Raw genomic sequence first — 12,034 nt, forward strand, 5'->3', positions numbered from 1 at the left:
CACAATAACCGCAATTTCGGCTGTTTTCAGTCTTTCCTCAGTGAATTGCTGCTAAGAAAATTAGTTTAACAGGCGTAATGTTTGGTTCGATCTTAACCAACTTCCTGCCTCATGCTCAGCGTTTTTTTGTCACGCGATTAAGTGTAAAACTGCACGTTATGACAGGTGAAAAAGTCTGAAAAGGTTCCTATTTTTACGGTTATAACGTACTGTATCCGGGCTATTCGTCGCTTTTTGCCAGTTGCGTGATAAGCTTTGGTGCGCTTTTTGCATTTTGCTGGTTTTTAACTACTAAAGTGACAATTATACAGTGACAGTCAGCCTACAAATTATTAAGCAAAATGATTTAAAGCTTTTATGATAACTCTCAGATGTGAAGCAAATGGACTTTTACAGCAGTAACCGGGTTCTACTAATAAAAAGAGGTAATCCATGAAAGAACGGCCGATTCTTTTTTTCGAACAGCGTGTTCGTGCCCTGTTGGTTGGCCAGCAAACGCAAACCCGGCGCATTATGAAAACTCAGGCTTTCGGTCCGGGACAGGATCATCACGAGGGCGTACACGCTTTCGATGTGAGTGCTAATCATCTGCATGGTTATAAAATGATGTCGATGACGGACATCAGCTATCAGTGTCCTTACGGTAAACCGGGTGACGTGCTCTGGGTGCGTGAAACCTGGCGTGGCCCGATGGTACCCGAGCAGTATCTGGCCGATTATGAACGCGACCCGACGCCCTTCCGCCAGCCAGAATATTGCCAGTATCGTGCAGACAGCAACGAGCTGGGCCAGCATGCACTGAGCACGCCGGAAGCAGAACAGTTTGGCTGGCAAACCGCCATTCATATGCCGCGCTGGGCCAGCCGCATCAAACTGGAGATTACCGGCGTGCGCGCCGAGAAAATTCAGGACATCAGTGAAGATGACATTATGGCGGAAGGTGTGCAGACCGATTCGCACTTCCTCAACAACTTCTTCACCATGAACGTCAATTCTGAATCGCCCAAAGAGGCGTACCGTAAAGCCTGGGAAAAACAGTATGGTGCGACCAGCTGGGAAGTGAATCCCTGGGTGTGGGTGATTGAGTTTCATCGTATTGAGCGCAACTGACGCCCCGGCCCCACGCTTTGCGGGCTGAATCACAGACAACGACCGTGCTAACGGGTTGAATAGACGGCCCTTAGCCCTGTCGCCAGATGAACAGTGCCAGCATGGTGTTTCGATGCTGGCATTTTTATGTCTGGCGCGTCAGGATAGCGAAATAGTCCGGTTCTGTGCGGGAGTTGCGATGTTTAAATGGCCCTGGAAAACGCATAACGACGCCACCCTGGCCGCGCTGCCATGGCAGCATGGGCTGGCGCAGCCGATATTCAGCCAGCTGGATGAGGCTGAACAGCAGGCGCTGGTTGAGCTGGCGCAGCGCTTTCTGCAACAGAAAAAACTGGTGCCGCTCGACGGTGTTCAGCTGGATGAATTGCGCAGTGTGCGGATCGCCCTGCTGTTCTGTCTGCCGGTGCTGAAACTGGGCCTGGAGTGGCTGGACGGTTTCCACGATGTGTTGATCTATCCCGAGCCGTTCGAGGTCAACGATCAGTGGCAGGATGACGATGGGCTGGTTCACAGCGCGCCTGCGGTTCACGCCGGACAGAGCTGGACGCAGGGGCCGGTCGTACTCAACTGGCTCGATATTCAGGACTCGTTCGATCTCTCCGGCTTTAATCTGGTGATCCACGAAGTTGCGCACAAGCTGGATGCCCGCGGCAGCGGTTACACCAGCGGTATTCCGGTGATGTCGCTGCGTGACGTCGCCCTTTGGGAGAAGGATTTGCGTGCCGCGATGGCGGAGATTGAGAGTGAAGTTGAACTGGTGGGTGAACAGGCCGCCACGATCGATCCCTACGCCGCCAGCGATCCCGCTGAGTGCTTCGCCGTGCTCTCTGAATATTTCTTTACGGCTCCGGTTCTGCTGGCCGAACGCTTTCCCGCCATGTACCAGCATCTGCGCCAGTTTTACCAGCAGGATCCCCTGGCCAGAATCGCCGCTGACACTGCGCAAACTGCTTAAATCACGATCGCTTTGCGTTAAAGCTAGCCAGTTGAATGATAATGTATTTTTTGCTGTTGACACCTTAGAGCGACGCCGTTAATATTCGCCTCGTTCACACGATTCCTCTGTAGTTCAGTCGGTAGAACGGCGGACTGTTAATCCGTATGTCACTGGTTCGAGTCCAGTCAGAGGAGCCAGATTAGAAAAACCCGCTCATGGAAACCTGAGCGGGTTTTTTGCTTTTCAGCGATCCCCGTTTTCTCTTCCTGTCTGACTGTTTATCTCAACTCGTCTGCGGCTGCTATTACAGAGACCACCGTTAAGTCTGGATCAACGCAGGCTGTCTGGCGCAACCCTGTCATGGTGTTGTGACGAGATGACTTTAAATGAAAAACCAGCCGGGCAATATTTGCGCCAGCTGGCTCATACTAATGACGAATTATTACTCAGGAATGGTCAGTACCTGTCCCGGCGCAATTTTATCCGGGCTGCTGAGAAGGTTTTTATTCGCCTCAAAGATTTTCATATACTGGGACGCATCATTGTAAAACTGCTTTGCGATGGCGCTGAGCGTGTCGCCTGATTTAACCGTATATGTACGATTACTCCCTGCGCCGGTGACAGACTTATCTTCAACATTTTTATCCACAGCATGTAACAACTCATCGCCTATATTTTTAATACTATCCAGAATGCTCATATTTACTCCCCTATCGTTTCTGATACGTTTAGTTTAATAAAGAAAACAGGATTGCCAGACAAACACTACGCGGCGTACGATACACCTGCTTCTAATTCATGGGTTAAACCACTGCTAAACGTTGCTGTAATTAATATAAAAACAGAGGATATTAATGATGGGTATATTGTCATGGGTTGTATTTGGATTACTTGCCGGCATTATCGCCAGATGTATTATGCCAGGCAAAGAACACATGGGCATTTTCATGACCATTATTCTGGGTATTATTGGTGCGCTGATTGGCGGTGTAGTCAGTACCGCTCTGGGTTTTGGCAAGGTCGATGGCTTCAATATTTACAGCATTGGCATTGCCACCGTAGGTTCAATTATTGTGCTGTTTGTCATTCATAAAATCAGAGCGTGTAAACAGTCTTAATAGATTACGTTATAGGGGATAACAGAATGAGTTTACTGGAAACAGTACTGGCCATGTGCGGCCTGAATAATCAGACCAGTCAGGAAGTGAAAGGTGTGCTGGAGTGGGTTGAGCAGCAAGGCGGTTTACATACTATCGTGAGTCATCTGCAGAGCGGCGAGTACAGTGAGGTGGTTAACTCCTGGCTGGGTGATGAGCAGAACGTGGCGCTGAGCAGCGACCTGGTGCAGAAGATGATTAACTCTGAGGCGATTGAGCAGCTGGCTGCGCGGATGGGCATCAACACCAGCGATGCACTGAATCTGCTGGCGAAATATCTGCCGCAGCTGGTGGATAAAGCGTCAACGGCGGGCGTCGTGGATAAAAAAGCCGATCTTACCGGTCTGGTGAGTCAGTTAATGCACTAAGCGTGATGCCATTTAAAGATAAAAGCCTGCTACTTAAGTATTGGGCTTTTATCTTTTAGATTAGTCAGGATGAATTAATACGAATGCTGGAAAGCTCTTTTAAACGTTGATAGAAACCCTTCAGATGTTCCTGTAGAAAATATCAAAAATAGATTTTACAACTTCTCTTATATACCCTGACTGATAAACTCTAAAAACAAGCGTCACCACGCGATTGAATTAAAGTGATTAACATTATCTGAATCATTTCCCTATATCAGGAAATTATATTTAATCATTTTCCGGAACCAGCACAAGACAACCCTGCTCAATTTTCACCGTAATAATGGTTCCGGTATCAAATCCTGCCTCACGCAGCCATTTTCCGCTCAGATGTATTGCAGGTGTACTGCAATCACCGCGTTTAGGCTGATAGCCGATGGTATAGCGACGTTGTGTTTTAGATGGGGCGACTTCAGATGAGAAGTGGCATTGATCGCGGTTCGTGGTCATGGGGATGTCTCCAGTATGCTTTTAAACCGCCACCTGAGGTTCCAATCTCATGGGTGGCAGACTGAACGAGGTTGGAACTACCGGGCATACTGAACCGGCGCACCCTAAGGTGCCCTCGCCCAGCCCACCATTGAGGTGTAGCGAGACGTACGACAATAATACATTGTCGCCAGTATGATTAACCGGAGTTCCAATTCCGTCGCCTGATTTTGCAGGCGCAGAAAAAGAATACGTCGATTAACGCTGGACGACAACAGGCAGAACTGGAACACAACTCGCAGATATTAAACGAAGTTTCCTGAGATGCCTATCAGAGATCTCTACCCTGTATTAATCGGAGAAATGAAGTCCACACTCTATCCTGGCCCAAACACAAAAAGGCCCGCAACGTTGGACTGCACCTTACTGAGTTGGGTGTCCAACTTTTGGGGTGCAGTCCAACGTAGCGGGCCTTTAACCAGACAACACACAACAACCATTATTTTTCATGGTAGCGATGCACTGCCGGATAATATTCCAGTCCATACAGCTGGCTCAGCGGCAGCAGCAGTTCTACGTTAATATCATGCACACGTTCACTCGCCACAGGGCCGCTCAGCAGCTGTTCAAACCAGGCTATAAGTTTCTGTTTCATCTCAGGCTCTCCGCATCAGTTGATGCCCTGAGTAAACCCGCTTACACGCCCGATCAGAACCAAAAATTTCTGCGCTGCTTATGCCGGAAATGGCATAAGCAGCCCCCATCTGTTTAGCCAGTGCCAGACACCGGCTGCTCAAAACGGTTACTGCGTTATCAGCGTCACCCAGTTCGCGCCTTTACCAGCCGGGGCTTCAGCAACCCGTTTGAGTTCGCCGCTGGCGGGATCGATAGCGTAACTGCCAATCACCGCGCTCTTCTCCCCGCTGGCGATCAGCCATTTACCCTGCACATCAATCGCAATACTGCGCGGCTGTTTTTCCACCGGCCAGCTGCCGATAAGTGTTAACTCACCCGACTGTTTATCAACCCGGTAGCCGCTGACGGTGCTGGAGGTGCGCTCGGTGACATAGATAAAATGTCCGTCCGGGGTGATTTTAATGTCTGCCGCCCAGATGCGCGGCGTGGGATCGCTGTAGCCCGCCGGTCGCTGCTCGCCATGCTGCAGGTTATATTTCTTCGCCACCGCATTCGGCCAGGTTTTCAGCTCCGTCAGCGACCCATCCGCCGCGCGCCGGAACTGCGTAATGGTGCCGCTCATCTCCGCGAGGTTATAGAGGAAGCGATTGTCGGGCGAAATCACCGAATGTCGTGCGCCGCTGTTCTTCTCGCCCTGAACAAATCCGGTTCCCAGCGGCGTTATCGCGCCGTTATCGGCAAACGCATATTGCAGCACGCGATCTGCGCCAAGGTTGCCGACGTAGAGGGAATGATTGCTGACGTCGGTGATCACCGAATGGGCATGCGGCCCGGTTTTCACCTCGCCCGTGACCTGTGGTGTCACAATGCCTTTCTCATCGATTCGGTTACTGGTGACGATATCGCTGTCATAGGAGGCAGCCAGCAGATAGCGCCCACTTCTGTCGGTGGTGATCCACGGAAAGCTGGCTGCAACCGGTGTCACCGCCAGTTTCTGCAAGTCACCGTGCGAACCCGAGACGCGCCAGCTGATGATCGAGTAAGGCAGACTCCGCAGCGCACCATAGAGCCGTTTACCATCCGGGCTGGCCGCCAGCGGCATAATCTTTTTACCGGCAGGCGTATCGCCACGCCATTGCAGGCTGCCATTCGCCTCGCTGAGCTGATAGCGGGAAACGGTGCCGGATTCGGCATTGGAGACATAGACAAAGGTTGTCGCCCATAACGGGGCGCTACACAGCAGCGGCAGGAGTGCCAGCGCCGTTTTCAGACGGATCATAGGGTCACCTTGATAAGTAGTGTCTGCATCATTGCGCAGCAGGCATTACGCTAACCCTGTCTGAGAAGACTGGCTTTGTGCAACTGTCTGAAATTCGGTTCGAAAGTCTGGAGATGTGACGGAGATGTTATTTTTAATGGTGCTGAAAGAGGTATGACGCCTTTCCCCACGGCGGGGGAAAGGCGTTAACAACGCGCTAACCGGTTTTCTCGATCATTTTTCGATAGCGGTTGAGCCACTTGCCGCTGTTAAGTCGCCACCAGAAGAAGATGCCACGCACCGTCCAGTCGAGGAACATCCCCAGCCAGACGCCGGTCACGCCCATCCCCAGTTCAATCCCGAGCAGGTAGCCGACCACCACGCGGGCGCCCCACATGCTGAACATCGACACATACATGGTGTAACGTGCATCGCGTGCGCCCTTGAGTCCGGCAGGCAGTACCCAGGAAGCGGCCCATAACGGCATAAACAGCGCGTTAAGCCAGATCAGCTGCTTCGTCACGTTAATCACTTCCGGATCGCTGGTATAAAACCGCGCCAGTAATCCGGCCAGCGGCACCGTCAGCAGGGCCATCGCGGTCAGGCAGACCGTCGCCAGCCAGAATACATGCCGCACCTGGCGTTCCGCCTGAAACACCTGATTCCTGCCCAGACGGGTACCGGTGATAATCGTTGAAGCCGAACCCAGCGCATTGCCTGGCAGGTTGATCAGTGAGGCGATAGAAAAAGCGATAAAATTCCCGGCAATCTCGCTGGTGCCCATTCCGGCAACAAACACCTGTGTCAGCAGTTTACCGCCGTTGAACAGCACCGACTCGATACTGGCAGGCACGCCTATACCTAAAACTTCCATCAGAATGCTGCTATTCCAGCGCCGGAAATAGCTCGACAGCGTGATTTTCAGTGAGGCGTTGAAGCCGATCATCAGCACGTAAATCACCGCGATCGCCCCGATATAGCGGGTGATGGTCAATCCGAGCCCGGCACCGATAAACCCTAAACCGTCCCACGAGAAGCAGCCATAAATCAGCACGCTACTGATGATAATGTTGAGGATGTTCATGCCGCCGTTAATCAGCATCGGAATTTTGGTATTACCTGCACCGCGCAGCGCCCCGCTGCCAATCAGGGTGATGGCGGCGGCCGGATAGCTCCAGGCGGAAGTCTGCAGATAGCTCAGCGCCAGCGCTTTGACTTTTGGATCGGCGGCACCGGCAATCGCATCGACGATCAGATGGCCCCAGAACTCAATGGCGATCACCAGCACAAAGGCGAGTATCGTCATCATGGCCAGCGACTGACGCGTGGCGGCACGGGCGCGCTTGCCGTTGCGTTTTGCCAGACTGAACGCCACCACCACCGTGGTACCAAGATCGATGGCAGCAAAGAACGAGATGATCACCATGTTGAAGCTGTCTGCCAGGCCGACGCCCGCCATCGCCTCTTTACCCAGCCAGCTGACCAGGAAGGTGCTCAGTACGCCCATCAATAGCACACAGGCGTTCTCGAAAAAGATAGGCACTGCTAATGGCGATATCTCACGCCAGTAGAGCGTGCGATACGAACGGCGTTTCGGGTACCACGCCGTGCGCTTGATCGCCTGCATCACTGCTACGCCGGGATTTTGCAAAGGATTACCAAATCAGAAGAGACTGGACAGGAGTTCTAATGATGATAGTGGGCAGGGAAATATGCAAAGTCTTTCCGGTGCAAATTAATCATGGTTACAAACTTTTTAATGCCGCCACGGCACAATCTGCCTCACTGCCCCGCCCGCTGTAGCAAACCTGATTATTTCCCTGACGTTATGATCGGTTGGCCATGCTTTGCTGCTGGCGGTTTTTCCGCCATCTCCTCATCGGTAACGCATTCAAACGTGGCGAACCACCCCTTCTGATAGTAAAGATTTTCTTACTGTTTTTCAGAGCAGCAGATCTTCACTTAAAACAGCACTGCTCAGAATTCCCGCTTCGCTGGCGCAAAAAAACGGCGATCACAGATTCTTCAACAATCTCCGCAACAAACCCGCTAAGCTTGGGGCAAATTGCGGAAAAAAATGGAAGGAGAAACCATGCCGACACTACGGAAAAACCTGACCAGCCAGCAGGCGCTGGATGAACTCGAACGCCTGTACGATGGCGCCGTTGATGCGCTGCGCGAGGCGATTAAAGCCTTTACCGAAAACGGCACGCTGCCCGATGCCACCGCACGGGCGCAGGGACTATTTGTTTACCCGGAGCTGCGCATCACCTGGCGCGGCGACGGTCCGCAGCAGAACCGCACGCGTGCCTGGGGACGCTTCACCCACACCGGCAGTTACAGCACCACCATCACCCGCCCGGCATTGCTGCGCCACTATATTTCGGAACAGCTTCAGATGCTGGAGAAGGAGTATCAGCTGGAGATCGACGTGGGGCCCTCCAGCCAGGAGATCCCCTACCCTTACGTGATCGACGGTTCCGACCTGTCACTGGATCGCACCATGAGCGCCGGTATTGCGCGCCACTTCCCGACCACCGAGCTGTCACAGATTGGCGATGAGACCGCCGATGGCCTGTTCCACGCCGATGCAAAATCCCCTCTGTCGCACTTCGACGCGCTGCGAACCGACTTCTCGCTGGCCCGCCTGCGCCACTACACCGGCACCAGCGTAGAGCACTTCCAGCCGTTTGTGCTGTTCACCAACTACACCCGTTATGTTGATGAGTTTGTGCGCTGGGCGATCGAGCAGGTGCGCGATCCCAGTACCCCTTACGACAGCCTGGCCTGCGCGGGCGATGTGGTGCTGACCGCCGACACCGCTGACAGTGAGTCGATGCTCTCGGATCTGGCGTGGAAGAAGCACCAGATGCCTGCCTGGCATCTCACCTCCCCAAATCGTCGCGGTATTACGCTGATTAATATTGGTGTTGGCCCGTCGAATGCCAAAACCATCTGCGATCATCTGGCGGTGATGCGTCCACATGCGTGGCTGATGATTGGTCACTGTGGCGGGCTGCGCGAGAGCCAGCGGATCGGTGATTATGTGCTGGCCCATGCCTATCTGCGCGACGATCACGTGCTGGACAGCGTGCTGCCGCCTGATATCCCGGTACCCAGCATTGCCGAAGTGCAGCGCGCGCTGTATGACGCCACCAAATCAGTGAGCGGCATGCCAGGCGAAGAGGTGAAGCAGCGGTTGCGTACCGGCACCGTGGTGACCACGGACGATCGCAACTGGGAACTGCGCTACTCCGCTTCGGCACTGCGCTTTAACCTGAGCCGTGCGGTGGCGGTCGATATGGAAAGCGCCACTATTGCCGCACAGGGTTATCGTTTCCGGGTGCCATACGGCACGCTGCTGTGCGTTTCAGACAAGCCGCTGCACGGTGAGATTAAGCTGCCCGGTCAGGCGAACCGTTTCTATGAAGGGGCGATTTCGGAGCATCTGCAGATTGGTATTCACGCGGTTGAGTTGCTGCGCGCCGAGGGCGATAAGCTGCATTCGCGTAAGTTGCGTACCTTTAATGAGCCGCCTTTCAGGTAAGCGTTTAACCGCCTGATGCGAGGGTTGTTCGCTGCGCGAACAGGCTATGAGAAGGTTTCGTTCGCCTGGTAAGCCGGGCAGTTTCAGATTCGCCTCTGCAGGCGACCGACAAGGGGGCGCCAGTCGCCGCGCCCCCTTGACCCCGGGCTCCGGCCTGCTTCACCGCCGCTTCGCGGTCCCTTCGCCTCTTCAGGATTTCTCACGGACCAGCGGGACGCGCCATCCCTGGCGCGAACCCGCCTCTTCGCGACATCCCTGTCGCTCGTCCTGAAATCCCTCATCCGCTCAGCGGCTCTGACGGCCTCCCCACCCCCTCGCTGTTATCTTTTCTTTTTATGTTGGGTTCGCCATCGCTGTGAGTCTCCAGGATTGTCTTTGCTATCGGGTCGGCATACAGAGTGGCATTAACCCCCCTCCCGCTGTTATCTCTGCTTTTTATGTTGAGTGCTTTATCGCTGTGGTTTTTTGGGATTGCCTCTGACTTTCGGCTCAGCACACGGAATGGCATTCAAACCTACCCGCTGTTATCTCGTTTTCAGGTCACTAAGAGTGTTGCGGTGAGCTTTCGGAATTGAGACTGGCTTTCGGGTCACCAGACAACTGTGCACCAAAGAAAACACAAAGAAATCACCGGCAGGGGGTTTGCCAGAGGCGTCCGGAGCGCTGAGGAACAACCGGAGGCCAGGATGAGCCGACAGGACGTCGGCGAAAGGACGGCACGAGCCAGGGATGGCGAGTCCGGACGGTCCGTCGGCCGCAGGGCGTGACGAAGGCACCCCGCACAGCGGGGCGCGCAGGCAGCCGGACGCCGGGATTGTTAAGGGGCGGGCGTCCGCCCCTTGACGCGTCCGCCTGCACGGGCAACCTGAAACTCCTCATCGCCTGGCGGGCGTAACCCTCTCAGCGCTAACGCGCGGCTAAGTGATCTAAAACGTTCCATCGCCTGGCAGGCGTAACCTGCTCATAGCCAGCCCGCTGCACAGCGAAATCCGCCCGCTGCTAAGCGACCTTCCCTGCCGCCAGGCAACAACTAAGCACTCAACCATCCCAGCTTAATCACAAACAGAATCGACAGGATCACCAGCGCCGCATTCACCTCTTTCGCGCGTCCGCTCAGCAACTTCACCAGCGTCCAGGTAATAAAACCAAACGCGATGCCGTTGGCGATCGAATAGGTCAGCGGCATGGTCAGCGCGGTGACGGTGACCGGCGCGGCGGTGGTGATATCTTTCCAGTCAATCTCTGCCAGACCCGATGCCATCAGCACCGCCACAAAGAGCAACGCAGGCGCGGTGGCATAAACCGGAACACTGGAGGCCAGCGGCGAGAAAAACAGGGCCAGCAGGAACAGCACGGCGACCACAATCGCGGTCAGGCCGGTACGGCCACCGGCACTCACGCCCGCCGCCGATTCCACATAACTGGTAGTGGTCGAGGTGCCGAGCAGCGAACCAAACAGCGCAGCCGCACTGTCAGCAATCAGCGCACGGCCCATCTTCGGCACGTTACCCTGCTCATCCGCCAGACCGGCGCGTTTGGTCACACCCAGCAGCGTGCCCGTGTTATCAAACACGTCAACAAACAGGAAGGCAAAAATCACGCTGATCAGGCCGACGTTAAACGCGCCGGCAATATCCAGCTGCATAAAGGTCGGTGCAATCGACGGCGGTGCAGAGAAGACCCCGGCAAAGGGCGACAGACCAATGCCCATGGAGATAAAGGTCACCAGCAGAATACCGATCAGCACTGCGCCCGTAACCCGACGTGCTTCCAGTACCACAATAACCACAAAGCCGAGCATCGCCAGCAGCGGACCCGGTTTAGTCAGATCGCCAATGCCCACCAGCGTCGCCGGGTTATCGACCACAATGCCCGCCCCTTCCAGCGCAATCAGCGCCAGAAAAAGCCCGATACCGGCACCAATCCCGGCGCGCAGCGGCAGCGGAATACTGGCAATAATCCATTCACGAATCTTAAATAGCGACATCGCGAAGAAAATCACCGCCGAGAGAAACACCGCGCCCAGCGCAATCTGCCACGTATAGCCCATGTGCAGCACAACGGTGTAGGTGAAAAAGGCGTTCAGTCCCATACCCGGAGCCAGCGCAATCGGATAGTTGGCGATCAGCCCCATCAGCACGCAGCCAATCGCCGCCGCCAGACAGGTGGCGACAAATACCGCGCCCTTGTCCATGCCGGTCGCGCCCAGAATGCTTGGGTTCACAAACAGAATATAAGCCATCGCCAGGAAGGTGGTGATCCCGGCGATAATCTCAGTACGAACCGTCGTGTTATGCGCTTTGAGTTTGAATAGTTTTTCTAACATCATCATCTCTCGATACAGGAGACATCAGTCTCACTTGCCAAAGGGGTTTGCATGCTGATTATTCTGTTTCCGGGACACTGATGCCGGCCGCTGCATCCTTGCGTGCCAGAATCGCCTGAAATCCCTGACTTACCCACTGCCCAAAGCAATTGCCATGCCATCTACCGACGCAATCGATTACCTGGCAGAGCCGGGTACGCCTAAGAGAATTCCGAACCAAAACG

General features: G+C 54.3%; 11 protein-coding genes and 1 tRNA gene. 6 read left to right on the forward strand and 6 right to left on the reverse strand.

The features are described 5' to 3' along the window. Positions 1 to 432: 432 nt before the first annotated feature. The 3 genes from AC6I8B_RS12055 to AC6I8B_RS12065 all read left to right on the forward strand — a co-directional run bounded on the left by AC6I8B_RS12055 (position 433) and on the right by AC6I8B_RS12065 (position 2,244). Positions 433 to 1,110 (forward strand): ASCH domain-containing protein, encoded by a 678-nt coding sequence (locus tag AC6I8B_RS12055; protein WP_497817443.1) that lies wholly within the window; start codon positions 433 to 435, stop codon positions 1,108 to 1,110. Positions 1,111 to 1,288: 178 nt separating this feature from the next. Further along, positions 1,289 to 2,065 carry a DgsA anti-repressor MtfA gene (gene mtfA, locus AC6I8B_RS12060; RefSeq protein ID WP_010247723.1) on the forward strand — a complete coding sequence of 259 codons (777 nt, stop codon included), beginning with the start codon at positions 1,289 to 1,291 and terminating at the stop codon, positions 2,063 to 2,065. A 103-nt stretch (positions 2,066 to 2,168) separates the two neighbouring features. Continuing rightward, a tRNA-Asn gene (locus tag AC6I8B_RS12065) sits at positions 2,169 to 2,244 on the forward strand. Positions 2,245 to 2,489: 245 nt separating this feature from the next. Here the strand turns inward: AC6I8B_RS12065 and AC6I8B_RS12070 are convergent. After that, positions 2,490 to 2,747 (reverse strand): LysM peptidoglycan-binding domain-containing protein, encoded by a 258-nt coding sequence (locus tag AC6I8B_RS12070; protein WP_157352446.1) that lies wholly within the window; start codon positions 2,745 to 2,747, stop codon positions 2,490 to 2,492. Between the two features lie 157 nt (positions 2,748 to 2,904). On the opposite strand from AC6I8B_RS12070, the gene AC6I8B_RS12075 reads away from it, so the two are divergent. Both AC6I8B_RS12075 and AC6I8B_RS12080 read left to right on the forward strand, forming a co-directional pair. After that, positions 2,905 to 3,165 (forward strand): GlsB/YeaQ/YmgE family stress response membrane protein, encoded by a 261-nt coding sequence (locus AC6I8B_RS12075; RefSeq protein ID WP_010670865.1) that lies wholly within the window; start codon positions 2,905 to 2,907, stop codon positions 3,163 to 3,165. Between the two features lie 26 nt (positions 3,166 to 3,191). Next, a complete protein-coding gene (locus AC6I8B_RS12080) occupies positions 3,192 to 3,572 on the forward strand; it encodes a YidB family protein (RefSeq protein WP_010247730.1) in 381 nt (126 codons plus the stop codon). 270 nt (positions 3,573 to 3,842) lie between these two features. Here the strand turns inward: AC6I8B_RS12080 and AC6I8B_RS12085 are convergent, their stop codons facing one another. The 4 genes from AC6I8B_RS12085 to AC6I8B_RS12100 form a co-directional block, all read right to left on the reverse strand. Continuing rightward, positions 3,843 to 4,064, reverse strand: a complete 222-nt coding sequence (locus tag AC6I8B_RS12085) for a SymE family type I addiction module toxin (RefSeq protein ID WP_045139800.1) — start codon at positions 4,062 to 4,064, stop codon at positions 3,843 to 3,845. Positions 4,065 to 4,542: 478 nt separating this feature from the next. Next, positions 4,543 to 4,698 (reverse strand): hypothetical protein, encoded by a 156-nt coding sequence (locus tag AC6I8B_RS12090; protein WP_010670871.1) that lies wholly within the window; start codon positions 4,696 to 4,698, stop codon positions 4,543 to 4,545. 147 nt (positions 4,699 to 4,845) lie between these two features. Further along, positions 4,846 to 5,958 (reverse strand): lactonase family protein, encoded by a 1,113-nt coding sequence (locus tag AC6I8B_RS12095; RefSeq protein WP_157352449.1) that lies wholly within the window; start codon positions 5,956 to 5,958, stop codon positions 4,846 to 4,848. A 196-nt stretch (positions 5,959 to 6,154) separates the two neighbouring features. Beyond that, a complete protein-coding gene (locus AC6I8B_RS12100; RefSeq protein ID WP_157352452.1) occupies positions 6,155 to 7,564 on the reverse strand; it encodes an EmmdR/YeeO family multidrug/toxin efflux MATE transporter in 1,410 nt (469 codons plus the stop codon). Between the two features lie 465 nt (positions 7,565 to 8,029). On the opposite strand from AC6I8B_RS12100, the gene AC6I8B_RS12105 reads away from it, so the two are divergent. Continuing rightward, positions 8,030 to 9,484 carry an AMP nucleosidase gene (locus tag AC6I8B_RS12105; protein WP_010670874.1) on the forward strand — a complete coding sequence of 485 codons (1,455 nt, stop codon included), beginning with the start codon at positions 8,030 to 8,032 and terminating at the stop codon, positions 9,482 to 9,484. 1,030 nt (positions 9,485 to 10,514) lie between these two features. Here AC6I8B_RS12105 and AC6I8B_RS12110 read toward each other — a convergent pair. Beyond that, a complete protein-coding gene (locus AC6I8B_RS12110; RefSeq protein WP_212685931.1) occupies positions 10,515 to 11,813 on the reverse strand; it encodes an NCS2 family permease in 1,299 nt (432 codons plus the stop codon). Positions 11,814 to 12,034 lie beyond the last annotated feature (221 nt).

The organism is Pantoea sp. X-Soil-ISGK-285, assembly GCF_059730815.1.